25 protein-coding genes are annotated in these 26,435 nt (G+C 48.9%); 13 read left to right on the top strand and 12 right to left on the bottom strand.

Annotated features, from left to right (window positions below; all coding sequences use genetic code 11):
• Positions 1–282: 282 nt before the first annotated feature.
• The 4 genes from O3276_RS03765 (at position 283) to O3276_RS03750 (ending at position 6,541) form a co-directional block, all read left to right on the top strand.
• On the top strand, positions 283–2,529 hold the full coding sequence (locus tag O3276_RS03765) for an ATP-binding protein (protein WP_269674441.1): 2,247 nt from the start codon (positions 283–285) through the stop codon (positions 2,527–2,529).
• On the top strand, positions 2,529–2,816 hold the full coding sequence (locus O3276_RS03760; protein WP_269674440.1) for a hypothetical protein: 288 nt from the start codon (positions 2,529–2,531) through the stop codon (positions 2,814–2,816). Before O3276_RS03765 ends, O3276_RS03760 begins: the two co-directional genes overlap by 1 nt.
• A 480-nt stretch (positions 2,817–3,296) precedes the next feature.
• Positions 3,297–5,012, top strand: coding sequence for a hypothetical protein (locus O3276_RS03755; RefSeq protein WP_269674439.1), 1,716 nt, complete (start codon positions 3,297–3,299; stop codon positions 5,010–5,012).
• 137 nt (positions 5,013–5,149) lie between these two features.
• Positions 5,150–6,541 carry an NAD(P)/FAD-dependent oxidoreductase gene (locus tag O3276_RS03750; protein ID WP_269674438.1) on the top strand — a complete coding sequence of 464 codons (1,392 nt, stop codon included), beginning with the start codon at positions 5,150–5,152 and terminating at the stop codon, positions 6,539–6,541.
• 148 nt (positions 6,542–6,689) lie between these two features.
• Here O3276_RS03750 and O3276_RS03745 read toward each other — a convergent pair whose 3' ends face one another.
• Both O3276_RS03745 and O3276_RS03740 read right to left on the bottom strand, forming a co-directional pair.
• Positions 6,690–7,001 carry a TusE/DsrC/DsvC family sulfur relay protein gene (locus O3276_RS03745; protein ID WP_101745945.1) on the bottom strand — a complete coding sequence of 104 codons (312 nt, stop codon included), beginning with the start codon at positions 6,999–7,001 and terminating at the stop codon, positions 6,690–6,692.
• A gap of 83 nt (positions 7,002–7,084) precedes the next feature.
• Positions 7,085–7,681, bottom strand: coding sequence for an HNH endonuclease (locus O3276_RS03740; protein WP_269674437.1), 597 nt, complete (start codon positions 7,679–7,681; stop codon positions 7,085–7,087).
• A gap of 603 nt (positions 7,682–8,284) precedes the next feature.
• Here O3276_RS03740 and O3276_RS03735 point away from each other — a divergent pair.
• Both O3276_RS03735 and O3276_RS03730 read left to right on the top strand, forming a co-directional pair.
• Positions 8,285–8,539 carry a DUF3081 family protein gene (locus O3276_RS03735; RefSeq protein ID WP_269674436.1) on the top strand — a complete coding sequence of 85 codons (255 nt, stop codon included), beginning with the start codon at positions 8,285–8,287 and terminating at the stop codon, positions 8,537–8,539.
• A gap of 110 nt (positions 8,540–8,649) precedes the next feature.
• Positions 8,650–9,702, top strand: a complete 1,053-nt coding sequence (locus O3276_RS03730; protein ID WP_269674435.1) for an aldo/keto reductase — start codon at positions 8,650–8,652, stop codon at positions 9,700–9,702.
• A 32-nt stretch (positions 9,703–9,734) separates the two neighbouring features.
• On the opposite strand, the gene O3276_RS03725 is transcribed toward O3276_RS03730, so the two are convergent.
• From O3276_RS03725 to O3276_RS03695, 7 genes are all read right to left on the bottom strand, one after another.
• On the bottom strand, positions 9,735–10,157 hold the full coding sequence (locus tag O3276_RS03725; RefSeq protein ID WP_269674434.1) for a hypothetical protein: 423 nt from the start codon (positions 10,155–10,157) through the stop codon (positions 9,735–9,737).
• 63 nt (positions 10,158–10,220) lie between these two features.
• Positions 10,221–11,072: an alpha/beta hydrolase family protein gene (locus O3276_RS03720; protein WP_269674433.1), complete on the bottom strand. Its 852-nt coding sequence runs from the start codon at positions 11,070–11,072 to the stop codon at positions 10,221–10,223.
• A gap of 193 nt (positions 11,073–11,265) precedes the next feature.
• Positions 11,266–11,976, bottom strand: coding sequence for an ETS domain-containing protein (locus O3276_RS03715; RefSeq protein WP_269674432.1), 711 nt, complete (start codon positions 11,974–11,976; stop codon positions 11,266–11,268).
• 148 nt (positions 11,977–12,124) lie between these two features.
• The gene (locus tag O3276_RS03710; protein WP_269674431.1) at positions 12,125–12,943 is read right to left on the bottom strand and encodes a putative RNA-binding protein; all 819 of its coding nucleotides are present in this window, start codon (positions 12,941–12,943) and stop codon (positions 12,125–12,127) included.
• A 190-nt stretch (positions 12,944–13,133) separates the two neighbouring features.
• Entirely contained in the window at positions 13,134–13,703 is a 570-nt protein-coding gene (locus O3276_RS03705) for a hypothetical protein (protein ID WP_269674430.1), read from the bottom strand.
• A 111-nt stretch (positions 13,704–13,814) separates the two neighbouring features.
• Entirely contained in the window at positions 13,815–14,567 is a 753-nt protein-coding gene (phnP, locus tag O3276_RS03700) for a phosphonate metabolism protein PhnP (RefSeq protein ID WP_269674429.1), read from the bottom strand.
• A gap of 20 nt (positions 14,568–14,587) precedes the next feature.
• Complete coding sequence (locus tag O3276_RS03695) at positions 14,588–15,115, bottom strand: Lrp/AsnC family transcriptional regulator (RefSeq protein ID WP_269674428.1); 528 nt, start codon at positions 15,113–15,115, stop codon at positions 14,588–14,590.
• Positions 15,116–15,601: 486 nt separating this feature from the next.
• Here O3276_RS03695 and hppD point away from each other — a divergent pair, with 486 nt between their 5' ends.
• The 5 genes from hppD (at position 15,602) to O3276_RS03670 (ending at position 20,651) form a co-directional block, all read left to right on the top strand.
• Positions 15,602–16,681 (top strand): 4-hydroxyphenylpyruvate dioxygenase, encoded by a 1,080-nt coding sequence (gene hppD, locus O3276_RS03690; RefSeq protein ID WP_420841683.1) that lies wholly within the window; start codon positions 15,602–15,604, stop codon positions 16,679–16,681.
• Positions 16,682–16,822: 141 nt separating this feature from the next.
• On the top strand, positions 16,823–17,623 hold the full coding sequence (gene phhA, locus O3276_RS03685; RefSeq protein ID WP_269674427.1) for a phenylalanine 4-monooxygenase: 801 nt from the start codon (positions 16,823–16,825) through the stop codon (positions 17,621–17,623).
• 478 nt (positions 17,624–18,101) lie between these two features.
• The gene (locus tag O3276_RS03680; RefSeq protein WP_269674426.1) at positions 18,102–18,959 is read left to right on the top strand and encodes an alpha/beta fold hydrolase; all 858 of its coding nucleotides are present in this window, start codon (positions 18,102–18,104) and stop codon (positions 18,957–18,959) included.
• A gap of 41 nt (positions 18,960–19,000) precedes the next feature.
• Positions 19,001–19,918, top strand: coding sequence for a DUF4892 domain-containing protein (locus O3276_RS03675; RefSeq protein ID WP_269674425.1), 918 nt, complete (start codon positions 19,001–19,003; stop codon positions 19,916–19,918).
• A 190-nt stretch (positions 19,919–20,108) separates the two neighbouring features.
• Positions 20,109–20,651 (top strand): hypothetical protein, encoded by a 543-nt coding sequence (locus O3276_RS03670; RefSeq protein WP_269674424.1) that lies wholly within the window; start codon positions 20,109–20,111, stop codon positions 20,649–20,651.
• 11 nt (positions 20,652–20,662) lie between these two features.
• On the opposite strand, the gene O3276_RS03665 is transcribed toward O3276_RS03670, so the two are convergent.
• Together O3276_RS03665 and O3276_RS03660 are read right to left on the bottom strand one after the other, a co-directional pair.
• The gene (locus tag O3276_RS03665; RefSeq protein WP_269674423.1) at positions 20,663–21,202 is read right to left on the bottom strand and encodes a YaeQ family protein; all 540 of its coding nucleotides are present in this window, start codon (positions 21,200–21,202) and stop codon (positions 20,663–20,665) included.
• A gap of 306 nt (positions 21,203–21,508) precedes the next feature.
• Complete coding sequence (locus tag O3276_RS03660; protein ID WP_269674422.1) at positions 21,509–21,748, bottom strand: YecH family metal-binding protein; 240 nt, start codon at positions 21,746–21,748, stop codon at positions 21,509–21,511.
• Positions 21,749–21,946: 198 nt separating this feature from the next.
• On the opposite strand from O3276_RS03660, the gene O3276_RS03655 reads away from it, so the two are divergent.
• Positions 21,947–23,002, top strand: a complete 1,056-nt coding sequence (locus O3276_RS03655) for an ADP-ribosylglycohydrolase family protein (RefSeq protein WP_269674421.1) — start codon at positions 21,947–21,949, stop codon at positions 23,000–23,002.
• A 120-nt stretch (positions 23,003–23,122) separates the two neighbouring features.
• Here O3276_RS03655 and O3276_RS03650 read toward each other — a convergent pair whose 3' ends face one another.
• Positions 23,123–23,788 (bottom strand): potassium channel family protein, encoded by a 666-nt coding sequence (locus tag O3276_RS03650; protein ID WP_269674420.1) that lies wholly within the window; start codon positions 23,786–23,788, stop codon positions 23,123–23,125.
• A gap of 215 nt (positions 23,789–24,003) precedes the next feature.
• Between O3276_RS03650 and O3276_RS03645 the strand changes: the two genes are divergently transcribed.
• Complete coding sequence (locus O3276_RS03645) at positions 24,004–26,421, top strand: DNA translocase FtsK (protein WP_269674419.1); 2,418 nt, start codon at positions 24,004–24,006, stop codon at positions 26,419–26,421.
• Positions 26,422–26,435: the final 14 nt, after the last annotated feature.

Genomic DNA, 26,435 nt, shown 5'->3' with positions numbered 1-26,435 from the left:
AATTATTTTCTTACTGTAAACCTGAAGCTGTTCCATCCTCAGCAGACAATTCATTCGACGCGATTATTGTAGACCAATCTGTCAGAAAAAAAGTTGGAACCTTTTAACCAATTACTAATCCAAGTTATATACAGGCTTGTTTATTAGAACCAACCTACTAATTATGATTTATGCAGGAATGATAATTGATGCTGTAGTGACTGTTGCACTTTGGCTATTAACTATCTGAATTTAAACGCCAACTTTTAACAGATTAATATAAATCACAAAGGTCAATCAAGTATGGATACTACACCCACCACCTATCAATCAGGCGTTCGTCTTGAATCCCAAAATCAAGAATCCAGGGGGAGAGAAACGGCTACTCAAAATAGCAACCCTCCGACTTTTTGTGGTCATACCTTAAGTGGTGATCACCCCCTAACCCAAAAACAACCATGCCAGAACGGGAGCGCTGATGAAGGCCTGAAAAAAATTCCTGATTCTGATGGGCAGAGGCCCGTGGCAATAAGTAAGGAGATGAGTGATTTCAGAATTACCAAAGGTAATCCAGCCGCCTGTTTACCAGGTACCAAAGCGTCTTTTCGCGAAGATAACAGTACTTTAAGAATTCATTTTCAGGCTGTAAGCATGATCACTCCTCCTCAGGAATATTTCCCGAAAAGTAACAGCAATGCGCCCCTGGATGAGCAATTAACCAATGAAACGATTCGCTGGCTCCAGCACAGCAATACACCTTACGATAAACGGGGTTCAGTCAAGACGAAGTATTACCCACCTGTGAAGGTAACAAGTGACAATCGAATGGGACCGATACCAAGAAGATATAGACCGCCACCACTGGAGGTTAACAAAAGCCTTGGGATCTTTTACCCTGAGGACTATCAAGCCCGTGATCTTGATCTTAGAGATCTGATCAACGGTTCGTCTCTCGGTTTTCACTCACTACCGAAGTATTTTGACCCGAGATACAAGTCCAGTTTTGTAGCAACCAGTGAAGGAGAAACACCAAGTGAGTGTCTGAGTGCTTTTTTTCATGGCCCTACTACTGCGGACTGTGCCACGACCTTACTGGCCTGTCAGTATCGAGCCATTGAAACCATTCTTGGCACTGATGAATTCAACCGCCTGTTTGGTTCGCCGGTTTCGACATTCAGAATTGCCTGTTCGCTTTTCTGCAACAGTGGAACAATGGTTCAAGATGTGTGTGAAGATATGTCACTTCCCTCTGGCGTTTTAAAGCCATTCGAGATGATCAACCCTTTCTCTGGCAGCTTGTTTAGCTTGTTTTCGTTCGGGGAGCCTATCTCGAATCCAACGGGCATTGAAGCGGGCGATTTGGATATCAAAAAGGGGGATATTGTCTATATCCGGGGCGTTAAGAGCTACAGTGCAAAACACAAAACCGGCAGTGCCATCGGTTTTAATCTGATATGCACTGGACAAGACAGCAGTGCACAAAATCTCTACCTGGGATTTAGCCCAGATAAGTTTGCTGAACCGAAAACGTTCGAGCAAGTCAAAAAACTCCTGATTGATGGCTATAACCAACCACAGAGTACGGATACAATTGCTGCTATCGCAAAGGGGGAAACGGGGTATGCCGATTGGACCGATCATACCCTGAGCTATCAATCTCCCATTGTTGGTCTTACCTGTGGATTGCGCTTCAGACCTGAGCGCTGGACACAATTTTTTTTAAGTGATAAAGCCTGGCATCAGCAACCGCCGTTGCCTGTCACACCGGTTCTGAAACCAAAACCGGTGGATCATGGTGAACCGTTCCCCATTGAAAATCTTGCTGCCGACTTCGAGAATTTTAAAACCGGCTCATCACAGCAGGACCAGATGAAACAGACTGCCCTGAAGTTCACACACGCTGTGATTAATAACCTGGATGAAACTCTGCCCAAAAAACCTATGGGGCTATTTCTGACCGGATCAGCGGGAATAGGAAAAACGCATCTTTGTGTAGCCGTTGCCAAAAAAGCAGCTCACTATGGCGTCAACACCCTCTATACAAGCGATGAAAGAGTAGGTTGCCTGTATCTGGACCTCGGCAGTGATGATAAACAATGGAATAGAAAGGTTGACGAAATGCTTGCCGGTAAGGATTTGGTGATAGTGGATGATGTTACCAAATGTCAGTCCGGCATCACCAAAATGTTTCTGGCGAAAACCATGAAACATGTGATGGCTGAAAACAAAGCCATCATGGTCAGTTCAAATTATCCTGTCCATATCGATAAAAAACATTTCGGCATTATTGATCCCTTGACCGAAACTGCCCATAACTTTTGTTACCTGAAGGATCTACAGGGAGACAGTCGACGTTCCCGATGGTGGGATAGCCTTGAAGTCCAGACTGATGATGCATTATTGCAACTGGCTCACTATCAAGGGGACAAAGCGGCAGGCGTGATCACTGAGCAGGCGGAATCAATGGATGAGATTGCCATAAAACTCAGTATCCCGGTGGAGCAGATCCGTGAGGTGGGTCCCTGCTTTTGCCCGGAGGCCAAAGGCTAATGTCTGATTTCTATTTAAGCGATTTATCCAATACAAAGCATCAGGCGGTTTTTCTGGAGTGCGATATGACCGGCAGTCAATTGAGTCGCGGGTTGAAAATTGAGCAGTTCTTAAACATTATTCAAAGAGTTCACGATGAAGGCTTGAAGCTGGTTGTGAAAACCAATGATCGCTTATTGTTTATAGAAAAGGTAATGAATCATTATGAAGACGACTTTCTTGCTGAGCAACAGAAAAAGATTCGTACTACTGACCGGCTGAAGAATATGTTCCCAGATTTTTCGTAATGATTTTACGGTTCAGAACATTCCTCATTTGGCAGTGAACTAAAACTTTTCCCTATGGTCAGAAATCCATGTTGGATGTGTCAGAAAGTCATAACTGGCACATCTTCTTGAGATCACGTGTAACACTGTCATGAAGAATTGACCATGTTAACTACTACTGCCAGTCCCACCATTTCTCAACCAGAAATAGCAACATCCGCCAACTCATCAAAAGTACCTGCTTCCCCTGCAAATTGGCTAAGCCCAGTGCTGAATTGTGCTTATGGGACTGTCAGCGCTCTTCACAAAATTACGCGCAAGATCGTATCTGCTCCTGCTCAGACGTTTATTTTTCTGGTCCTGGCGAACAGATGTATAACACCGGTGAATGCCTCCCCCCATTCTCCGTCCTCGGCCACTCCTGCAACAATGGGGCTGGGGCCGTCGGTTAAAGTACCCTCTGCACCCCCTTATTTACCGCCACCACCTGAACCCGGGTGGATGGCTACGCTGACAAGTGGTCGTCCCGCTTATCGGGACCATGAACGCCCCCGTACTGCAAACCGTGGCTCACCGGCAAGGAACGGTCGACCCGGTATGGACAGGGTCACTCCGCCCCGCCCTGAGAACCGGTGTGTTGAAAAGAACCTGTTCCCCTTCTATTCAGGACCACGGATCAGCCTTGCCTGTCCCGGAAAGATTTTGCCATTGGATCAAAGCCGCAATGTACGACATGAGTACCTGCAGTGTGGCAGTGCCGAATCCTCCTGGACTCGCTTTCCGGATCCGTTGGATGAAGCCGCCTGGCATGCATTGAAAAAAACAGACCCTGATCAGGCCGTCCAATGGTTGCGCGACCTTCCGGCCCCTGAGTATGGGGGCATTTTGGACTACCCGATTGACGTTGTCTGGAAGTGGGAAGATTGCCGACTGATTAAGGATTCGGCTATCTGTGGGACTTACCGGGTATGTGATCAACAAACGCCCACCGGACAAAATCGACGTCAGTCCGATACCAGGAATTGCAGGGATGTTGCCCGAAGTTGCTACGCCGATGTTGTCCAGGTGGGACGCAGCCCCTGTGGCATGGGCAAACTGGTCTATAACGTGAAATTTGTGAAAATAGACTCGCCTGACTTGAGTCCTGGAAAACCCGGGGTTATCACGCGTCTGGCCAATGGTTATGACTTGTTACCTGGTGAAAAAGAGCAGCTGTCGGTCAGCATTTTTTGCCCGGCCAATGGTGATGACCTGTTAGGTGGTGAAGAAGGGCAGCTGTCGGTCAGTAATTTATGCTCGCCTTCGGTTCGGCTGAAACCAACACTGAATATTAATGACCCAAAGAATGCCTACCAAATTCACACACGTAATAATAATCTGTGGCAGCCTGCATCCCTGCAATGTCGCCTGAACGGTTTTGACAATGTCAGCTTTGAGGTGCTCACCGATCGACGAATTCTATCCAGTCCACCCAATACTCTCTGGTTCCCTGACGGCGATATGTCGTCAGCCATTGTGTGGGGGGGCGCATTTGATCTGAACGGGGGCTATCAATCCAGGGGCTATCCTTGTGGGTTAATCGTCGCAGACACGGCAAGTTACACCTTTAAAGATCTGTCGTTATCAACCATGTCTGCCGAAACATCACCACTGATCAGGGTGCAGCTTTACCAATCCACCTGGCTGGGAGAGCGGCTGAAATCCACCGCCTATTTTGATGAACATATCCAGCAGCTGGTGGACCCCGCGACAGATAGCGGGGCCAGTGATACCCTCAGAACTTCGACACGCTACCAGCTCAGTTTCGATTATGGAGCCGGCGCAGCAATTTACCGGACTTATTTACCCGGGCTCATCTATTATCCGGGGCGACTGTTATTCTCCCCTGATGCGTTGAGCTTCGAAGATTATCTGGCTCCCGATAGCAGATACACGTTCAAGGTAACCATGAATCTGAAAAATATGCCGTTCTACTACCAGCCCTGTGCATCAGAGCCTGCGGCTCCGGATTGCCAATGGTATGCATTATGGGGGTTGTTCAGCCCGGAGCGATATGAATCACGCAGTTTTTCCCTCAAAAGCCTGGATATTACCGTCACAACTCCGCCGCAAGTTGAATTGAGAAGCTGGCAGCCGATATTCTGGGAGTTTGTACGGTACGCTCAGTTTGTCGCTCCGCTTTATGGGGCCTGCAAAGTGGTAATGGCGGGGAATTAATACTGATACCCACCAGGGGGGCGGAGTGCTTACTACAGCAAAATAAATGCCCGTCGATGGAACCTTTTATTGGTCGGATGGTCGAATCTTATAAAATAATTTTTTAATTACCTTTATATCCCTTTCATGGAGGAAATATGACCACTTTAACGGTAGTACTCACATCGATATTTGTTTTCTTCAGTGGTCAGCTCCAAGCCGGGGGTACAACCGCTGAAAAGCACTACGCCGTTGTTGTTATTGGTGGTGGGCTGATGGGTAGTGCCGCTGCCTGGCAGCTGGCCCGGGACGGCAAAGAGGTTATTCTGCTGGAAAAACAGGATCGTGAATACAGTCAGGGTTCCAGTAAAGGGCTGACACGTATTGCCAGAAGCAACAACCTGGGCAGGGATCTTTGGTCTTACCTCCACAACCGTTCGGTTCAGGAAACAGCAACGCTGGTCAACTATCTCGGTAATCAGGGCTACGATACCTCGATGTCTGCTGTCTACCAGACAACACCGGTCAATTATATGAGGCCGCTGAAAGCGGCTGATGCCATTATTGCTTCCTCTGAACGACAAAAGGTGGACTACAAATTAGCTCTAACGCCGGAGGAGGGAATGGATATGTTTGGTGTCCAGCTGCCGGAGGGGGTTTTTCTGCATCGTGAATTCAATGAACACTCTGGCACCCTTAATCCTGAAGCACTGATTTCACTGTTGCACAAGGCCATTAAACTGAAAGGGGGGACAATTGTTTACAATGCTTCCGTTAGCGATATCCAACGTCAGGGTAACCACTACGTTATTGCCACCAAAGATTCGCAAGGTTCCGAAAGGGAATTGACAGCCAGCCAGATCGTCAGCGCTGCGGGCCCTTACACCGGCCCATTGCTCACTGAGTTGGCACCCTACATGGATAAACTGATCACGCCAAAGCGGGTATTTCTTGCGTTCCTGCAGATCAATACGGCGAAGTATCATCAACTTGATGATCACGCCCGCAGTCAACTGAGACGGGCCTATCCGGTGATTAACAGCTCCGCTGGCACCCGGGAGGGTAGTTTTTATTCCATGTTTGAATCTTCTGATGGAGATGGAAATCCGGTCATCAAGATTGGTGGCCATTTCCAGCGCAGCGACATTAACAACCTGGACGATGTCTGGCACCAGGCGTTGTCCGAAGAGGAGATTCGCTGGAGCATTGAGAACACCGGTCGGTATTTACGCATGCATGGGGTGCCGGTGAATGATGAGGATCTGCAACTGGTTGGTGATGTTTCCTGCGTCTACAGCCTGACCAGTACCGAAGTACCCATTGTTTCCCAGCTGGTCTCGCCATCCGGTGACATGGACAGCAACTTTGTGGTGATGGCCGGAATGTCCGGCGTCGGTGCCAAAGGTGCCATGACCTACGGAAGAATTGCCGCCAACCTGCTTCAGGGCAAGAGCGAAAGTGATCCCGGTTATCTGGAGGCTGTGGAAGCTGTTGGCTTTACCAGACTCAAAGAGGATGTTGATCAACTGCAGGTAAGCCCGGAAAAATAAGGCATTGAGAACCGACCGTGTCCTGTTGGGCAATGGCTGGTGTCACTGTCATCAATCAGCAGGACTTTGTTGTGGTTTGGTTTCCATCTGCCCATTTTCCAGATGCGAGTACGCCTTCTATTTCCCGGCAGAGTAGCCTCTTTGACGGTCAGAAGCAGTTGGTAGGACGCGGCAGTCCGGCAATTCGGGCAGCAACTCTGGCCGGGCTTTCAGGAAAAAGCGTCATTAGGTAGAGGCTGTTCCCTTTGTCTTTGCCAAGGGTATTGGCAATATGCTTAACAAAAGGCCGCTGGTTGGGGGCCAGTTCATATTGTTGATAGAACGCCCGCAGCGCGTAAATCACTTCCCAGTGCGCTTCAGTAAGCACTATACCCTCAAGCGCCGCCAGCTCTGTGGCAGCTTCTGTATTCCATTCGTCAAGGTTGGCCAGGTAGCCATCGTTGTCGAGATTCAGGGGCATTGCTGATTCCGCTACAAAAAAATGAACAGGGCGGGGAGTTTACACCGGAGCCCCGCACATAGACAGGGGCTTCAGCTGACGATTTAACTGGGTTGCAATAGGCCAGATGAGGTATTGCGATTACGGCTTTTCCAACGACAGTTTTTGGAAAACTGGGTTCTGAGATAGTCCGCCTGATCCGGCAGGATCCGCTGGCTGTTGACCAGGGCAAGATATTCGGCCGCATTGGGGCGATAGGGCAGGGCGATCAGTGACATCCCGGAGTTTTCCAGCAGTTTGTCACCTTTAAACTGGTTGCAGCGCCGACAAGCAGCAACAACGTTCATCCAGTCATCAACGCCTCCTTTGGATTTTGGCACAATATGATCCCGGGTAAGCTCCCTTGTTTTGAAGAAACGGCCACAATACAGGCATTGATGATTGTCTCTTTCAAACAGCGAGTAATTGCTAAGGGTTGGATTTCTCCGGCAGGGAAAAAGCCGTTTACCGCCACAGGCAACGATACTGGGGAGTTCGATAATCGTTCGATCTCCATGCCATCGGTTATAGCCGCCATGGATCCGGTAAATAATATCTCCCAGGCTCCAGTGAACCAACTCTCTTGAGTAAAGGCATACTGTTTCCTGCCAGGTAAGCCACTCAACAGGCTGGCCAGCAGTATTCAACCGCAGAATATACACGACAGAGGCTCCCGTTTATCAGTCCCTGATAAAGGTCAACCTGACGGGCCATTCACACTCACGATCAACGCATTCGCTGAGCAGAGTTCTCTGTAACCGGGCAGGCTGCTACGACCATAAAGGTCGTTTGGTTAATTTTATCGACTCTATTATTCTGATTCGTATCCATTTCAGGCTAACACATTCATTCAGCATTAATAAACCCGAAGCAATGATATGGCCTGATCCAGTCAATCTGACCATTCGTACAGATAAGGCACTGCTATCCTTCACTGTGAGACCAAAGGAGAACCTGGTGGATCGCTTTCAACGACTCATATACTGGCTCGCCTGGCTTGGGATAATGCCTTTCATTATTATGCTTTCTCTGTCCATCAGGGGGCAGTCTCTGTTTGATAACTCAGGGGAACAACTGTTCATTATTTATTCCGTCGTTATCAGCAGTTTTATGGCTGGCTCATTATGGGGGCAGGCCGTCTACAGTGAGAATCAATCCAGAAACATTGTTAAAGTACTGGCCAGTAATGTCATTGCACTGTTTTCTCTATGCCTCCCTGAAAATGACGTAAGCGGGGAGCCTTGCTTTTCTGAAGGAGTCAGTCCGTGGATCAACATATCGATATTCAAAAGTGTCTTTTGGCATTTGCCCGAATTCTGGACAGGGGTGAACAGGTGGCCGGGGGCTACTTGCTGGAAGGTGTTACCGCAAAGTCAATGGATGATGGCTATACCGTTATACTCGGCAACAGGGATTGTCAGCTGTCCATCTATTTTCATAATAAATTCGGGATTGAGTCCCCCAGCCAGAAAAGTACAGACGCCTTTATCAAGCTGCTTTATCGCATTGCCGAGCAATAGTTTGCTGTTCACCAGGACCAGTCAGCAGTGTTGATTTGATTATTCTCCTGATTGTGTTTTTCTATTACTGTAATATGCATTAACCCTTAAAAATACCGGGGAGTCGGTCAATGAAAAAAATTAAACTGGGATGCAGTGAACTGCAGGTGACAGAGGTTTGCCTGGGATCCATGACCTGGGGAAAGCAGAACTCTCTGAATGAGGCGTTAGAGCAGATTGACTTCGCGCTGGACCAGGGAATTAACTTTATCGATACGGCCGAGATGTATCCGGTTCCCCCTGATGAACAGACCAGTGGTGAAACTGAGCGCTGCATTGGTGAATGGATCCGGGCCAATCCGGGCAAGCGTGATGAGGTTGTCATTGCCACGAAAATTGTCGGTGCAGGACTGCCGTGGATACGCAGTGGCAGCCCAATCAGTGGTCAGCGTATTAAAGAAGCGGTGGAAGGCTCTCTGAAACGCCTGAATACAGACTGTATTGATCTTTACCAGCTGCACTGGCCAAACCGGGTCTCTCCCCATTTTGCCAGACACTGGCCAGGGATGGTGCCCCATACCCAGGTGGATCGAGCGCGGCAGGAAGCGGAAATGGTGGATATTCTTCAAGGGCTGGATGATTGCATTAAAGCGGGGAAGATCCGTTATTGCGGCCTTTCCGATGATACGCCCTGGGGCATTGGTGAGTACGTGCGGTTGAGCGAAAAGTATGACCTGCCCAGGATGGTATCTATCCAGAACGAGTTCAGCTTAATACATGCCAAGGACTCACCCTATGTATTGGAGTCCTGTGTATTAAATGATGTCGCTTATCTGCCCTGGTCGCCACTGGGTGGCGGCGTGCTGTCTGGCAAGTACCGAAATGGACAGATTCCGTCGGGTTCCCGCTGGTCTTTCCAGCAGAGAAATGGTCTCTTCCGTAATACCCCTGTGACGCACAGGGCGATTGAAGACTATCATGGGGTAGCTAAGCGCCATGGGTTGTCTCTGGCGCAGATGGCACTGGCCTGGGTATATCAAACAGAGGGTGTAACATCGACGATTATCGGAGCCAGTTCACTGGCGCAGCTTAAGGAAAATATTGATGCTTACCAGCTGAAATTATCAAAAGAGGTGCTGGGTGAGATCAATGCTGTATTCCGTCAATACCCGGTGCCTTTTTGAAGCAATCGATCACCGGGGGCAGGTGGAGCGGTTTACTCCTTTACCATTATCGCCATCTGCCGGGAAACGGTTTCAACCTGATCAAGCTCCTCTGAAGTCAATGGGCGATAAAAACGTGGATACTCCCAGCCAAATCCCCAGCGGAACGGTGTGGGCCATAATGGACTGCCGCCAAACCGAACCCCGGCATACATCACGGTGCCAATCCGGGGATGGCCCGCTTCTCGGAGACACTGTCGCAATGCCAGGTCTGAATGTAATCGGCCTTCTTCGGTGCCGCCCTGCCAGTAAGTAAAATCATGACTAACACAGCAGTGCAACCATTGATCAGGCTGGGATAATGTGCCATTCGGAAACAGGCTGCAGCCATCACTGACAAAGGGTTTTAACTCACTGGCTGTTGCAGAAGAGAAAACCAGCAGTAATGTCGGTAATAGCAACTTTGCATGCATCATTCTATTGCTCAGTGAGAAAATCGTTTTATACCTTTCGGACCTGTTGGCGTTTCGTTACCGCATTTACTCCAGTAACCACTCGGCACTCTCTTGCCATGCCTGTCGGTTCATGCTTTTTTTGAAAAATCCGAAGTGGTCAATGGATTTCATCCGGTAATCCCCAGGTTTCAGAATTCTGACATGACTGTCTGCATTACTGAATAGCTTCTCAAGCTGATAAACCGTTGTCGGTGGTGCAAAACGTCGATCATCGGCCATGCCGTAAAAGCGCATCTTGCCGGTGTATTCCCGAAAACCCTCCCGTAATGGCCGTCCTTCGGGGTCAGCAATATAGGCCTTTCTGCGCCCAAAACGGCTCCAGTCCCGGGCAACCTGTCGGGGCAGGTACTCTGCACCTAATACCCATTTAGGTAAACCGCCCGTCAGGGTATAGAACAGTGGTAGTACACCAAAGAAAAACGCCACAGTTAATGGACGGTCTTTCAGTGGCCAGTGCTTCCAGTAAATATGCTGTGATGCGATGTTTAAAAATCCGCAGTAGCGGTTATTATCCGGTAAAACGCCCAACAGTTGGCCACCCACGGAGTGACCAATGCCTTTCACGGTCAGCTGTGGGTGGCGCTGGATAAAATCAGTCAGTACTGCATCCATATCCCGTTGCCCCCAGTGGAGCATGCTGGGAGCCGGGGCATTGCTGTGAATCGGCTGGCTCTCGCCAATCCCCCGAAACTCATAGCTCAGCACTGTAAAGCCCTGTTGGCATAAGAACTCGGCATAATCCTGGTAATACCTGCGCAAAACACCGGTGGCACCATTGATAATTACACCAATCCCATTGGCTTGTTCAGGCAGAAACTCGGTACCGGCAAGGTGATAGCCATCCGGGGTTTTGATAATCATTGTTGTTATTTTCATAAATACGTCTTTGTGGGGTTATAACTCAAGCAGTCCAGTGTTGCCGCCACTGGTGGTCAGTGTCAAGGATTCATGGGTTGGGAAGAAATAAGGAAACCTGGATTTCATGATGTCTGGCGGTTGATCAGGGCAGTTCCATTTCCAGTGAGGCCGTGAGCCAGCCTACGAGGGGGGGGGGCTGGTTTGACTTTACTCAAGGCATGAGTCCTAGGGTTTTAAAATAATCAGCAACAACAGGATTCGATAGATTAAAGCGATAATGCTGTCTTGGCAGGTGGGTGCCATTCTGATCAAATTTAGTCATTATGCCTGTGGTATAATAATTCCTGATTGCTCTTGCAATATTTTCAAAGATAACGGGAGTTGTTCTTTTTCTGTGAGTGGTCCATTGCTCTGAAAATTTGTCGAGATCTTTAAATTCAAAGATACCTTGTCTGATATTTACCCAGGAAGTGGAGTTATCTCGATTGTTAACAATATTATTTAATATAAATTTCCAGAGATGTTTTTCGTTATTTACATGTCTCTTTTTTTTACCAGGCTGTGGCACATAAGATTGTGGCTGCCTTATTATGCCAGCATCAGAAAAATAGGGATGCATAGTTTCAAAGGTGTTACTTCTGACTCCTGGGTTATCATCATAAGTATTTTCTAAGAAATAAGGAGGATTCAAATGGTTAAAAGGATGATAGTTAATCTCCATCTGTCTCTGTGACAAGTTGGTTTGATATTGTATTGAACTGAATTGGTCGTTCGTAAATATTTGCCGTGTGGTGGTATAAGGGGTGTATCTCAGGTTTTTTTCTTTATTCCGTACCGTTGTGGAATATCTTCGGTGCAGTTGATCATCGTTAGGGTTAGAAATTTTATTTAATGTATTGTTGGCAGATATCGGGTTGCTCATAATAAATTTGTCCCTGAGTTTTTTTAGCCTTTCTCTTTGTCAATATTATATGGCTAAAAGTTCCATCTTTGAGTTATCTTTTTTGTCAGGTGGAACTATTTTTCAATGTGTTGATACCTATTCATTGTCGCTCTGTTGAAAGATAACATTATGATAGTGCTTCCTTCTTGTGCGCCTGACTGCGTTTCCTCTTATAGCGCTCCCTTTGGATCCTCTTTCGATACTCTGCATACTCGGGATTATTCCTGTAGCGTTCTCTCTGGTAATTTCTGAAGCGCAGCCTCTGTTTCTCTGCGAAAGCAGGATCTTTGCAACGCTCCCTGTAGCGTTCCCTTTCGATTGCCAGGTAGGCAGCACTTCTTTTCCGCGTCCTCTGTTTTTGTGCGTAATTGGGGTTATTCTTGTAGAACTCTCTTTGACGCTCTCTTTTGCGCTGAGCGAAGACGGGATCATTCCGGTAATGCTCCCTCTGGTGCGCCCTTTTACGCTCCTTTTGACGTTCCGCCTCCGCAGGATCTTTGCAACATTTCCCATTGCGCTTCACTGTCAGGGTGGCACTTGCATCCGGGACCTTATCTCTTGATCGGGCTGATTCAGCTGATGAGCCAATACCTAAAATAGACTGGATCGAAAAACATTCATTAGCAGGAATATATGTGGGGGCATGATCAGTAGTCTGCTGCTCTATCCTGACGGGTAAATACGGCAAATGGCTATTAACAATGACTATCGTTCTTTTTTCAAACCGGGGGTCATCAAATGGGTTATGAAAAGGTACTGCTGACTGCTGAAGATACCTTTCAGGCATTGTATCAGCAGGCATGGCGTATTGTGCAGTAGCTGATCTTGCAACGTCACGGCAGAACGCCTGACCCGATACAACCGGAGATGAAAATGCAGCATCCTGAAAATAAGAGTAGCAGTCAAAATCTGCGTTTAATTGAGTAGGGGGATTCGCTATATCCATTGAATTATTGAATGATGGAAAATTAGCATTCTGACCAGTCTTTTTACATAAAGTTCCCCTCCTGACACCACGCATTTAAAATCCTGATTATGGATTGTCAGATACCCGTATATCATGGCAGGGGTTGCGGTGAAGTGAAGACAGGATGATTACCGGGGTGATTCTGTGTGGGTATTATCGCTTGTCTGCACTATTCGAGATCCTCTTCCCAGTCATCAATCAACCAGTCACCTGTCATCCAGTACTGGTCAATATCCATGCTACGCACTGGGTCATCACCTCGATCAAACATGTCCTTGCCTTCTTTAAAGGCTTCCAAACACTCTTCTGCCAGTACCTGGCCATGAATGCTTAAGCCATTGGAGAATTCATCCGGAAAGTGCTTGAGGCTTTCAGCCAGTCCCTGGCTTGGGTCAGATGGCCACAGTTTTTTCAGCACAGCGCGGGAAGCGCCGTAGGTGATCTCATCAATATGAATTCCCTGGCAGTGAGCCCGGTAGATCGCCATCAGGCTCAGGTCATCTGGCTCGGCGGTGGTGATCATTACCAGGGGCTGTTTCTGCTGGCAGTCAAACTCACTGGCCAACAGGTGAAGCGCCAGCCCTTCTGCGGAATAGAGAGGGCTGATATGGCAGGCATTGCAGGCAGTAATCAGTATCTGTCCAGAGGCATCAAGAATACAGGCTGTATAGGGCGATGCAGGGTTTGCATTGACGCCAAGCTCCAGCAGCTCACCCATCAACTCGGTGTAATCAGACATGTTGATAACTCCAGATCACCGTGATCCCAACAGGCGGTCAAGACTCACAGTCATCGATATTGAGGCATGTCTAAACATAGTTGATGGCCAGCATTTTGTCTGCCCATAGTCCTAAAGGGTGATTACCAGTCCATCATGGCCAGCTTCAATATCTTTTGGTAACGGATTGGTATTCATCCAGTTATCAAGCTCATGGCCAATATGGGTAAGAATCGTGCGTGATGGTTGTATCCTCTGGTGCAGCTCCATAACATCATTCAGGCTGTTATGAGCTCCGGGAGACGCTGACATGTCCGGAGGGTAACTACAGTCAATAATCATGACATTGACCGGATTGCCGGTAAAAAAGGTGAGGGTCTCCTTTGGCAGTCCCAGGGTATCGGTCAAATAGACCAGTGTCCTGCCATTACGGTGAAAAACATAGCCCATGGTTGGGCGTGAGTGGCTGAGTGGCACAGGGGTTATCCTGACACCGTTGACTGTAAAGGGAGCGAAGGGCGTCACTGTCTGGCTGAAATCCAGAATGCCGGAATGTTTCAACAGCTCTTCCGGGGCATCCGAGGTGTCTGGCCCGGTCACGGATATTTTCAGGCCACTTCCCCAGCGCAGGCTGAATAAACCGGCAATATGATCCATATGGTAATGGGTCAGGATAATCTGTTTCAGGGAGCCTGCTGGAAAACGATCTTCAATATCCGTAAGCCCTGCATCAATAAGCATCATTTCATTGTCGGACTCCAGGATAGCGGAAGCCGGGCGGCGAGCGAGAAAAGGGTCCATGATGGCTTTAATGCAGGCGGGGCAGTCACAACCATAAACCGGGCATCCTTTCACGCTGCCTGTGCCGGTCAGGGTAAACTTCATCGGGAACTCCATAAAAGACTCTATAAGCTGAGGGGCAGTACCGTGGTGGATTTAATGGCAGAGAGAGCCAGGGCCGTTTTAATCTGGCTGATGCCGGGAATTTTCATCAGTTCTTCCATCAGGAAAAAAGAGAGTGCGTGCTGATTTTTGGCCACCACCTTTAACAGGTAATCGCCATCACTGCCAGTGATGGCATGACACTCCATAACCGGAGACATATCCAGAATGGCCTCTTGGAAATGGGTTGCAGAGTCCGGGGTATGATTATCCAGGGAAACCGTGATAAAGGCTTCAACATCCAGGCCAACCGCCTGCGGGTTCAGTAAAGTCACCTGTTTCTGTATATAGCCTTTTGCCTTCAGCCGACTGATACGGCGGGAGCATTGTGATGCAGAGAGGCTGACCAGCTCTGCAAGACATTGCAGGGATAGCGCATCATTCTTCTGGAGTGCAGACAAAAGTCTGATGTCGTAGGTATCCAATACATTTCTGCTCGCCATCCGATCCCTCGCTGTGTTGTTGGCCGCAATTCTGATCAATGCAGACATAAGTAGCTAACCATATGAAATCATACATTTCTGACTCCTTGTTCAGGTACTCCCGGCAACTGCTCCTGCGTTGCTCTAGCTCCTGCATCCATGCAGTCGTGCTTCGTTACAACTCCGGTCACATAGCTACGGCTATGCTCCCTCCGTTGTGCCTCGCATAGCACCTGCCCAAGTAGCCAGAAATATATGATTCCATATGGCCAGCTACTTACCCGGATTAAGCATCTTCTCTAACCGTAATAATGCACTTCTTTCATTAACAACCTCCGGCAATCAGGGCAGCTGCCGAATTTATTGACAGGATCCCGACAAAACTGGCTGGCTGCTTTCAGGTAGTGTAAGCCCGGTTTGATGGCTCCGCCAATTCATCTGATGCAAACCTTTTGTATCATCTTGCGTAATGAGGCTGCATATCGCAAGGCTTTTGCATCAGGGCGATCGTATACTTTTTCTATACTGTGGCTGGACTGTAAAAGAGGACGAAGCATGACAACGAACAAAATGTCAAAGATTACCAGCACGAACCCGATGGGAACCGACGGGTTTGAATTTGTCGAATACGCAGCGCCGGATGCGCTGGCTCTGGAAAGCCTCTTTAAACAGTTCGGATTTGTTGCGGTAGCGCGCCACCGATCCAAAGAGGTGACACTCTATCGCCAGGGGGGAATTAACTTTATCGTTAACAGTGAGCCTGACTCCTTTGCCCAGAAGTTTGCCCGGGAGCATGGCCCTTGTGCCTGTGCCTTTGCCATTCGAGTAGAAGATGCGGCGTTTGCCTATGAGAGGGCGCTCAAGCTGGGCTGTCAACCCGGGCCAACCCAGAGTGGTTCCATGGAGCTGAATATCCCATCCATCGTGGGCATCGGTGGCTGCCTGATTTATCTGGTTGACCGATATGGCGACAAAGGGTCGATTTATGATGTGGACTTCGTTCCTGTTGAGGGCGTTGATCAGGAACCTGAAGGTGTCGGCCTGACCTTTATCGATCATCTTACCCACAATGTCCAGCGGGGCAATATGGATAAGTGGGCATCTTACTACGAGGATATTTTTAACTTCCGTGAGATTCGATATTTTGATATTGAAGGCAAGTTGACCGGGTTGAAATCCAGGGCAATGACCAGTCCCTGCGGGAAGATCAGAATTCCCATCAATGAATCTTCTGATGACAAGAGCCAGATTGAAGAGTATCTGCACCAGTATAATGGCGAGGGTATCCAGCATATTGCGCTGTACTCCAAAGATATCTATCAATCGGTACCGGCGATGCGGGGCAACGGTGCCGCCTTTCTGACCCCGCCACCGGACACCTATTACGAGATGCTTTCTGAAAGGCTGCCCTGGCATCAGGAAGATGTTGCTAAGTTGAAAGCCAGTGCCATCCTTATGGATGGTGCACCTACTGAGGAGGGTGGATTGCTGTTACAGATTTTCACTGAAACCGCCATTGGCCCGATTTTCTTTGAGATCATCCAGCGCAAGGGGGATGAAGGGTTTGGTGAAGGTAACTTTACCGCGCTGTTTGAAAGCATGGAAAGGGATCAGATGAGAAGAGGGGTGTTGTAGCTTTTTCTCTGATCTGACTGATCACCAATCCGTCGGGTTTTCTTATGGAGCTGGTTCTATTACAGGGCTTTTCAGGGGAATAAACTATCAATCCGGTGGGGTAGTGATTCACTACCTTGCTGCAAGGCCGGGGAGAGTTTTATGAAGTCATCCAAATATCAGGCCAGGAAGCCTGACGAGTCAGGCTTTATTGAATATACAGATGAGGAGCATGAAACCTGGAGTATTCTGTATCACCGACAGATTGAGTTATTGCAAGGTCGGGCATGTGATGAATACATGGACGGCATCGAAGAATTGGCCATGCCGTCAGAGCGGATTCCACAACTGGATGAAATAAGCCGTGTGCTTAACGGTAAAACCGGCTGGGGGGTTGCCAGGGTACCGGCGCTGATCTCCTTTGATCGTTTTTTTAAGCTTTTAGCCGACAAACAATTCCCGGTTGCCACCTTTATCCGCGTCAGAGATGAGCTGGATTATCTGCAGGAACCGGATATTTTTCATGAAATATTTGGTCACTGCCCTCTGTTGACCAATCAGGATTTTGCTGACTTTACGGAAACCTATGGCAGGCTCGGTCTGGCTGCCAGCAAAGAAGAGCGGGTTTACCTTGCCAGGCTTTATTGGATGACGGTTGAGTTTGGCTTATTGAATACCTCCCGGGGGTTGCGTATTTATGGCGGTGGAATTCTCTCCAGCTTCGGTGAAACGGCCTATGCCCTGGAGAGTGATATTCCCGTTAGAACCGCCTTTGACCCACTGACAGCACTGAGAACGCCCTACCGGATCGATATTTTGCAGCCATTGTATTATGTACTGGACGATATTGCGGTGCTTCATCGCCTTGGTGAAATGGATATTATGGCGCTGGTCCATCAGGCGATGGCGATGCCTCTGCTTCCCCCAATGTTTGAACCCAAGTCTGAAGAGGGTGCTGCGTGAGTCAGCACCCTGTAACTTATTGGTTTTATATTATCCAATCATATTCGTTATATTCATCGGGATGTTCGGAGAAGTCAAGGCGAAGGACTGATAGCCTGTTCAATCACGGTTGTGCTTTAAACGACTATGTTTCTATTTTCTGATCTGGATCAATAAAGTGTGTTCGGGAAATACGTATTCTGTAGTCGCTCCTTTAGCGGGTTGCCGAATTCAGCAGGTCGCAGCAAAAAAAAGAAGGCGGGATCGGATTCCCTGCCGCTAAAGGAAAAAGAATATATACCACTCCAATAACAATAAAAATCGCTCTGTGCTGTCTGACAGTAGTTCCACCCCGTTTTTACGGGGTTTCTGTTTTTGTTGCCTCCCTGTGTTAACATTCACGATTTCTCTGATAGATTGGCTGTGATTGCAATGATCAGCCATTCGGCCTTACTTCTTTCCTAAATAAGTCAATACTTTGAATTGCAAGGAGTCTACGATGCATCCAAGGGAGCTGAACATTCAAACACCGCATTTAACATTTGCTGCGTTGGAGTGGGGGGACCCTGAGGGTGTTCCGGTGATTGCACTTCATGGGTGGCTGGATAATGCGGCCAGTTTCACTCCCATGGCCCCAAAGTTAGAGGGCATCAGGCTGATAGCTCTGGACCAGGCGGGCCATGGTCTTTCGCAACATCGTCCAGCATGGTTCAGTTATGATGTTTGGCACTACGTTGAAGATCTGGTTTATATCGCTGAGTCATTGCAACTTGAACGGTTTGGTTTGCTGGGGCATTCCATGGGCGGTGTGGTCAGTGCGATGGCAGCGGGTTCCGTGCTGAAAGATCAGGTTAGCGGGTTGGTAGCTATTGACGGGCTTTTCCCCTGGCCAAGAAACCCTGAAGATGCTCCTCAAGCACTGGCGAACTATATCAATCAACGCAGAACACCGGTTGATCAGCTGCCAGTGACCCGCTATCGATCGAAGGAGCTGGCCGTTCGGGCCAGGGCCATGGGTCAGTTCAAAGTTTCCAGGCAATCGTCAGAACTGCTGGTGGATCGATCTATTATTCAGGATGGAGATGACTGGATCTGGACGGCAGATCCCCGTTTAAAGCTGGGATCTCCCACCCGTTTTTCCCTTGAGCAGACCCTGGCATTTCCCCGGCAGATAACCTGTAATGCTCATATGGTCTATGTTGACAGTGGTCCGATCAGTGACGCTATTAACCAGTATCATCAGAAGCTGCAAAATATTCATTTTCACCCGATGAGTGGCAACCATCATCTTCACATGGACGATCAGGTGGAAGCGATTGCCAATATAGTTAACTCTGTTTTAGGCAGTAAATTATGATAGTCTGAAACGTCGTTGGGGGAAGACTTGGATGGTGTTTCATGAATAAAGTGATTGTGGATATCCCGGGTCTACTGAAGACTCTTAAATCTGGCTCCTTAACCATTGCCTGCAAAATAATCAGTACCCTGCTTTGCCTGGTAATTGGCGCTTCAACCTATGCGTCGGGACTTCCTGCGTATCCTAATGCCCGCATAGAGCTTGCCATCGATGAGAACCGACAGAACCACCCGATCATTACCAACCGGATGAAGCGGGTCAACGGCGTTGTCACCTCGGATGGCGCTCAGTGGCTTGACGGGCACCTGATCAGGGACCTCTACTTTCTGCCGCCCGGGCACAGCAGCAATCAGGGCTATGAATTTTATGTCAGCCTGTTGCAAGGGGAGGGTGTTGAGACGCTGTTTGAATGCCGCAGTTTTTCCTGTGGTGCCAGTAATTTTTGGGCTAACGATGTCTTCGATATTTCCACGCTCTATGGTCAGGATAAGGAACAAGCGTTTTATATTGGGAATAAGCTGAACACTTTTTATACGGTCTACGCGGTTCGCCGGGGCAATGGACGCATTTATACATTGGTGGATATTTTTAAGCCCCATGACTATGAGATGGAACGTACAATCGAACAGGATGCTGGCAACAATGTCTTCAGGCTGGAACCCGGTAAATCCGGGATAGAAAAAAGTTCTGATCTGGCCTCATTTATTACAAATATGAACATTGACTCATCAATGAACGCACTTCTTATTATTCACAGCACGGTACCCGATACTTTGGCAGAGCTGGATACCTGGCAGAACAAAATGGAAGTACTGCAGGAGAATATTGTTCAGCATTTAAATGAGCAGGGGATCAGCGAGTCACGACTACGCTTCAATATTTCTATTGGTACGGAAGATAATTCGCTGGATCCGGGAACAACGCCATCTTTCGGGCTGGAAATTGTGCCTTTAAATTAAAGGTCGAGTGCCATTTCAAATTGGGCTTATGTTCACGGACTTATCCGCACCTGATGATCTTTATCCGGAACTATTAGCGATTTTACAGGTCGAACGTGTTCAAGCAGTGAAATAGCTGCTGATAATCAGCGATTTTAAAAGAACTCGATTTTAAAATAACTATCGTTAACTACTTTCGGATTGATCCAAAATGCAAAGCTTGCCTGCTACACCGTCAGGAGCGAATGGTTACATTAATAATCCCGGCTGTACTTTAGAAAATGATAATTGCCGTTCAACATGCCTCGGCTCCATCTGGGGCGGTGCAACTTTTATCGGTGGGGCGGTTGGTTCGTGCTTACCCTTAGAAGGCACCATGGTAGCTAAAGTGTGTTTCGGTGCTCTTGCTGGTTCGGGTGTCGGTATTTTAGCAATGCTTGGAATAGGTGCCTATTTCGATGCTAAATATGGTGGCTGTTGCGGTATAAAGTCTCGGGAGGCTGCTCCTGTTCACACAGATCTTTCAATTAGCAGAACAGCCCAGCAACCAGGGAGAGAGTCCATCGTGGCGGTTCAGCCCTTGCCTATGCACAACGATTCAAAGCATAGAGATTCAGACCAGACATTGACGGTTATTAACCAGGAGTCTGAGGATTTGTTGCCAGAGCCACCTCCATCTTACGTGACGGTTATGAGCTCGCAGTTAGAGCTTCAGCCGCCACCTCCATCTTACAGAGAGATTTTTCCCAGCTAAATCATGAAGCATTAACCCGGAAATCGCTGTGTGATCTCGATGGTAATGCTGTCGGTAGCATTGCCAACAGTTATCTGCTGATCTTGTATAATGCAGTGTAGTTTCATGGTTTTACCAATCAACCTGGCCAGTTCATTACCCTCGGCAGGGATTTGATAAATGTACAAATTATCAAATCGCTGTACTTTACCCTGATATTGTTGCCACCAGATATTCGAATGGCGTCCGCCATAGTTATAGATATAAACCTTCTTTGCCCGGCCACAGGCCTTTCTTAGCCGCTTTTCATCCGGTTGACCAAGTTCTATCCAGGTGTCAATTTCACCACTGAGATTCTTCTGCCAGATATCAGGCTCATCATCAGTGCTGATACCTTTGGTAAACTGAAGCTCCCCTGAAGCATGGAGTGACCAGACCATCAGTCTCAACATTGCCCGTTCATCATGTTCCGATGGGTGGCGGGCAATGGTTACATCATGGTCTGCATAATAGTGGCGGTTCATATCCGCTATATTGATACTTGCTTTATAGATCGTTGCTTTGAGGGCCATGGATCATTAACTCGATAAAAAGTGGAGTTTACCCTGAAGCAATCAGGAGATTATGAAAAGGATGATGTAATGTTGATTCAGGTCAATATGTCAGAAAAAAACAATACGTATTATGGCTTACGCCTGAAGGGGAAAGAGATGGGGGGATTTCTCCAGAAAAGGCCTTTACGTCGCGGGGGAGGTGACACAAAGGCCACAAAGATGAGACAGGCAACAACAATAAAATTTTGAAACCGGTTCTTGTGACCGGTTTTTTGTTTCTGCTCAGAAAAACTCAGATTAAAAAAAGCCCGTAAATGGGCTTTTTTAATGACAATGGCAGTTGCAACCAATGTATTGAATGCCTTCACGGGTTTCAATCAACTTACCTTTCCCAACAAACTGATCAACCAGTTCTGCTGCTGTCAGTTCCTGTGCGGAGCAGGTGTGGTATCGGGCTTCTTCACCAAACTCTGCTGACATTGCTGCTAGGAGCGCCTCTTTACTCAGCGCAGCTTCCTGTTCTCTGATCATATTCAGTACATTATGACCGTGTACGGATTCCATGGGCTTATTCTCATATAAATAGTGTGGACTTCAGCCAACAATACGCCGACTAATGCAATTAAACAGTCGTATATATTCGTATTAGTTTGGTGTCACCATTCTGAATGTCTTTGTGTGAAACGGCCGCGAATGCACTGCGGTGGTCGCTAAATTCAGCTATGTTCATGGGGTGTATATGGTTTGCAATGTGGCCTTGCTATGACTTCGACATCGACCATCAGATCATACCCTTCAAACATTGATAAACTGAGCCGGATAAAGGGTGGGGTGGCTGGCCTGCTCATTGGTGATGCCCTGGGCGTCGGCACCCACTGGTATTATGACCTGGATCAACTGGCTCAGGATTATGGCCCCTGGATTGATACTTATCAGGACCCGGCAGTTAATGGCAGCCATGGTTTTGCCAATATCAGTCATTTCCGTTATCAGCAGGGGGTCAGGGCAGGCGACGTTTCCCAGACGGGCCAGGTGATCGTATTGCTGCTTGAGTCTCTGGCCCATTGTGATGGCTTGGTACTGACAGATTTCCTTGCCCGGCTTGATGATTTCTTTGCGCCATTGTCCGGTGAGTCCTTTTCCGGGCGCTATACCGATGAATTGATGGTGGACCTGATCAGGGCACGTCGCACGGGGTTACATTGGGGTGATCCCGGGATTGCTTCGGGTTGTGACACAACCGAGGGAGCGCAGTTTGTATCCCTGCTGGCTCTGGCGATTGATGACCCGGTTGAGCTGGTAGACGCTGCTGGTCAACTGCTGCAGACGTTCTATAGGGAGCCTTTTATACGGCAGAATACGCTGGTATTTGCCCTGGTTGTTCAGGCCATGGTCAACAGCGTTCCTCTGACCGAATTACCGGCCTATTTAGCGGCTATGGCAAAACGCTCAGATGTGATGTCGGCAATACAGCGTTACGACCATCTACTGACGCCCGGGAATGGGCAGGTGGCCTGGCAACCGGAGACCGTTCGTATAGAACCGGCCCTGCATATCAGTCAGGTCTATGGCATGGATTGCCAGCTTGTTCACCTGCTTCCCTGTGCTTACTACCTGATGCACCGCTACCCTGACCAGTTTGAGCAGGGTGTTTTGTCTGCCATTAATGGCGGCGGCAACAATATGGCCAGGGCGGCGTTAACGGGTGTGCTGCTGGGAGCGATGAATGGGCTGGAGGCGATACCGGAGCGTTTGCTGAGTGGGCTCCATGACAGTGACCGCTATTTGCAGCTGGCAGACATGATGAGAACGCAGTGATGTTTCGGCAGCTATGTTGAGAATGTTTGCCGGCGAGTTTCCCGCAGAGTCTCATTGAATTTTCCCCCTATAATCCCTGTCGATGGCAGTTTATCCGCTGCCACCGAAACCAGGTTTGCGTTATTTCCCAACAAACCGGGCAATCATTACCGTCGGACTCAATACACCCACAATCGCTTCGAGAGATACCAGACCCTGTGCCAGAGGGCTGAGGGGCAGAATGTCACCATAACCCAGCGTGGTCAGGGTGACAAAACTGAAGTAGAGATAATCCGGCCAGCTGGAAATACCCTGATTAGCAAGATCAAATGCCCCGGGGGTAATCAGGTTCGCCAGTAGATAAAGATAACTGAACGTGATGCCCGTCAGTAAATAGAAGTTAATCGCCGCCAATAGTTTCTCGGCCTGGGGCTTAATGCTGAACAGGTGCCCGATAAGCATCAGCATCATGCCCAGGTGGAACAGCATGCTGGCTATTAAGGTGAAGAAGGGCAGCCAGTTTGGCGGGTTTGGAAACTCAACCACCGCCCTGAGTATCACGATAGTGGTGCCGGTGATCTCTAACAAGAGACGGATTTTTGGACTGTTTTCCGTCAGCGATCCGAGGGTCAGAACCAGACTGGCAATCATCAGGCAGGAAAACAGGGTGACCCCAATGGATTGGTACTCCATGACAATAGGGGAGAACAGGATACTGCACGTCAGGGTGGTCAACAATAGACCCATTGAAACAGCCGGGTGGCGGCTCATTCGCTGTGAGAAGTCAAGAAAGGATGGTCGTAACATGGGGGATTGGCCTTAAGGGCGCTGTCTGATAAGAAACAGCGCTCTAAAATACCCTGCAAGCAGATCCGGGGCTACAAAAACTGTTCATTTTGACCTAATTGGTCGATGTTTGTTCTTTGTATAAGAATGGATGCAGGATTGTCCGCAGTTAAGGGCTCGTGTTATCTTCTCGGGTTAAACTACTGTGTTTATAATCAGTTATCTCAGGGAGCCGAATGGCAGGGTCCGTAAGCAAAAAGAGTCATCAGCCGGATAAGAGTCATCAGCCGGATAGTGATCAATCACAAGAGCCTGTTTCCATACGACGGCGCAAGCGTACAATCCCGGGCGAAGCAGCGGCGGAAACGCTCTCATCACGGGTGCGTGAAGGCATTATGTTTGGCTGGCTGGTACTGGCCGCTTTTCTGGTATTGGCACTGGCCAGTTATGATAAGGTCGATCCCGGCTGGTCTCATGTTGGCCCGGTCAGGGATATTGCTAACAGTGCCGGCAGAATCGGGGCATGGTCAGCGGATTTGCTGTTCACCCTGTTTGGGTTTCTGGCCTGGATGGTGCCGGTTATCCTGGTGATCAAGGCGATCCGGGTTTTTCGTTACCGGCATGAACCGGATGAATGGAATTCCTGGTTACTGCTGATTCGCAGTATGGGTTTTATTCTGTCCATTGCTTCAGGGGCTGCCCTGGCTTCACTCCATTATCATGGGTTGAGTGGACTGTTTCCTTCGTCCAGCGGCGGGATTATTGGTGAGCTGCTGATTCATCTGTTCCTGCCAGCCTTTAATGTCACCGGCAGTACACTGCTGCTGATGGCGCTGTTTCTCCTCGGCGTGACACTTTATACCGATCTTTCCTGGTTTCGTTTGATGGACAGTGTCGGCTATTGGAGCCTGCGCTTCGCCGTTTACTGCAAAGAAAAGTTGATTGCGCTGTATTTTGCTTTGCAGGAGAAGCTGGCCGCCAGAAAGCAGCGGGAACCTGAGCAAAGCGACCTGTCACCGGTGCAGGAGCCTGCATTACAGCTGCAGGAAGATGCTATGCAACCGGCTCCACCGGTGGTTGAGAAGAGAGCCGAAAAGCCAAAGCCGGTAATAGTCCCTCCTCCGGCGAGGGAGCAAGCGCCACCTCTGGTGGAACATACCCCGCAGGGAAGTTTACCAACCGTCTCGTTGCTCGATGAAGCCCGCCCCTCCGGCAAGGCCATGAGTCCAGAGTCTCTGGATGCCATGTCCCGGTTGCTGGAACTGAAGCTGAAAGACTTCAGTGTCGATGTCGAAGTGGTTGCTGTCCATCCCGGGCCGGTTATCACCCGTTTTGAGATTCAACCGGCACCCGGTACCAAGGCCAGTAAAATTACCAACCTGGCCAGCGATCTGGCCCGTTCTCTGGCGGTGGTCAGTGTCCGGGTGGTGGAAGTGATTCCCGGAAAGTCAGTAATGGGGATTGAGATTCCCAATGATGACCGCGAAACCGTTTTCTATAGCGAAATTATTTCATCCAGGGCGTTTGATGACGCCCAGTCTCCGGTCAGCCTTGCCCTGGGACATGATATTTCCGGTCAGCCGGTGATTGTTGACCTGGCTAAAATGCCGCACCTTCTGGTGGCCGGTACCACGGGTTCCGGTAAGTCCGTCGGTATCAATGCCATGATCCTGTCCATGCTGTTCAAGTCCAGCCCGGAAGATGTACGGTTGATCATGATTGACCCGAAAATGCTGGAGTTGTCCATCTATGATGGCATTCCGCATCTTCTGGCACCGGTAGTGACGGACATGAAAGAAGCGGCCAATGCCCTGCGCTGGTGTGTTGCCGAGATGGAGCGTCGTTACAAGCTGATGGCACATCTGGGGGTTCGTAACATTGCCGGTTATAACCGCAAGGTGAAAGATGCCCTGGAAAAGGGCGAGCCACACCGGGATCCCTTCTATCAGCCAGTATCAGCGGAAGATGTGGCACCAGAGTTAGGCTCGCTGCCCTTTATCGTGGTTGTGGTTGATGAATTTGCCGACATGATGATGATTGTTGGTAAAAAGGTTGAAGAGCTGATTGCCCGTATTGCCCAAAAGGCCCGGGCAGCGGGTATTCATCTGATTCTGGCCACACAGCGCCCATCCGTGGATGTGATTACCGGTCTGATTAAGGCCAACGTTCCTACTCGCATCAGTTTCCAGGTATCCAGCAAGATTGACTCCCGAACCATTATTGACCAGGGCGGCGCTGAGCAGTTACTGGGCCACGGTGACATGCTCTATCTACCCCCGGGAACAAGCGTTCCTGTTCGTATTCACGGGGCTTTTGTTGCTGACGATGAAGTGCATCGGGTGGTGGCTGACTGGCAGCTGCGGGGAACGCCGGATTTTGTTGAAGAGATTCTCAATGGTGTCAGCGAGAGTTCTGAAGGCAGTGCATTTTCCGGCGGGCTGGATAACAATGAGCAGGATCCTCTTTACGATGAAGCCGTGGCTTTTGTTACCGAGTCGCGCAGGGCGTCCATTTCTTCGGTTCAAAGGCAGCTGAAGGTGGGTTATAACCGGGCGGCCCGAATGATTGAAGCCATGGAGGCGGCAGGTGTTGTCAGCCCGGCATTGACTAACGGCAATCGTGAAGTGATTGCTCCACCACCGCCCAAGCATTAATTATCCAGATTAAG

This window comes from Endozoicomonas sp. GU-1, assembly GCF_027366395.1.
Classification (GTDB): Bacteria; Pseudomonadota; Gammaproteobacteria; order Pseudomonadales; family Endozoicomonadaceae; genus Endozoicomonas.
Note: the sequence above shows the minus strand (reverse complement) of the source record. Positions and strands in the feature narration are given on the sequence as shown.

What these genes read in the sequence shown, in the direction of transcription:
- O3276_RS03765 (WP_269674441.1), top strand. Translation starts at nt 283, where the DNA reads ATGGATACTACACCCACCACCTATCAATCAGGCGTTCGTCTTGAATCC.
- O3276_RS03760 (WP_269674440.1), top strand. Translation starts at nt 2,529, where the DNA reads ATGTCTGATTTCTATTTAAGCGATTTATCCAATACAAAGCATCAGGCG.
- O3276_RS03755 (WP_269674439.1), top strand. Translation starts at nt 3,297, where the DNA reads ATGGCTACGCTGACAAGTGGTCGTCCCGCTTATCGGGACCATGAACGC.
- O3276_RS03750 (WP_269674438.1), top strand. Translation starts at nt 5,150, where the DNA reads ATGACCACTTTAACGGTAGTACTCACATCGATATTTGTTTTCTTCAGT.
- O3276_RS03745 (WP_101745945.1), bottom strand. Translation starts at nt 7,001, where the DNA reads ATGCCCCTGAATCTCGACAACGATGGCTACCTGGCCAACCTTGACGAA.
- O3276_RS03730 (WP_269674435.1), top strand. Translation starts at nt 8,650, where the DNA reads ATGAAAAAAATTAAACTGGGATGCAGTGAACTGCAGGTGACAGAGGTT.
- O3276_RS03725 (WP_269674434.1), bottom strand. Translation starts at nt 10,157, where the DNA reads ATGATGCATGCAAAGTTGCTATTACCGACATTACTGCTGGTTTTCTCT.
- O3276_RS03720 (WP_269674433.1), bottom strand. Translation starts at nt 11,072, where the DNA reads ATGAAAATAACAACAATGATTATCAAAACCCCGGATGGCTATCACCTT.
- O3276_RS03715 (WP_269674432.1), bottom strand. Translation starts at nt 11,976, where the DNA reads ATGAGCAACCCGATATCTGCCAACAATACATTAAATAAAATTTCTAAC.
- O3276_RS03710 (WP_269674431.1), bottom strand. Translation starts at nt 12,943, where the DNA reads ATGGATATAGCGAATCCCCCTACTCAATTAAACGCAGATTTTGACTGC.
- O3276_RS03705 (WP_269674430.1), bottom strand. Translation starts at nt 13,703, where the DNA reads ATGTCTGATTACACCGAGTTGATGGGTGAGCTGCTGGAGCTTGGCGTC.
- phnP (WP_269674429.1), bottom strand. Translation starts at nt 14,567, where the DNA reads ATGAAGTTTACCCTGACCGGCACAGGCAGCGTGAAAGGATGCCCGGTT.
- O3276_RS03695 (WP_269674428.1), bottom strand. Translation starts at nt 15,115, where the DNA reads ATGTCTGCATTGATCAGAATTGCGGCCAACAACACAGCGAGGGATCGG.
- hppD (WP_420841683.1), top strand. Translation starts at nt 15,602, where the DNA reads ATGACAACGAACAAAATGTCAAAGATTACCAGCACGAACCCGATGGGA.
- phhA (WP_269674427.1), top strand. Translation starts at nt 16,823, where the DNA reads ATGAAGTCATCCAAATATCAGGCCAGGAAGCCTGACGAGTCAGGCTTT.
- O3276_RS03680 (WP_269674426.1), top strand. Translation starts at nt 18,102, where the DNA reads ATGCATCCAAGGGAGCTGAACATTCAAACACCGCATTTAACATTTGCT.
- O3276_RS03675 (WP_269674425.1), top strand. Translation starts at nt 19,001, where the DNA reads ATGAATAAAGTGATTGTGGATATCCCGGGTCTACTGAAGACTCTTAAA.
- O3276_RS03670 (WP_269674424.1), top strand. Translation starts at nt 20,109, where the DNA reads ATGCAAAGCTTGCCTGCTACACCGTCAGGAGCGAATGGTTACATTAAT.
- O3276_RS03665 (WP_269674423.1), bottom strand. Translation starts at nt 21,202, where the DNA reads ATGGCCCTCAAAGCAACGATCTATAAAGCAAGTATCAATATAGCGGAT.
- O3276_RS03660 (WP_269674422.1), bottom strand. Translation starts at nt 21,748, where the DNA reads ATGGAATCCGTACACGGTCATAATGTACTGAATATGATCAGAGAACAG.
- O3276_RS03655 (WP_269674421.1), top strand. Translation starts at nt 21,947, where the DNA reads ATGACTTCGACATCGACCATCAGATCATACCCTTCAAACATTGATAAA.
- O3276_RS03650 (WP_269674420.1), bottom strand. Translation starts at nt 23,788, where the DNA reads ATGTTACGACCATCCTTTCTTGACTTCTCACAGCGAATGAGCCGCCAC.
- O3276_RS03645 (WP_269674419.1), top strand. Translation starts at nt 24,004, where the DNA reads ATGGCAGGGTCCGTAAGCAAAAAGAGTCATCAGCCGGATAAGAGTCAT.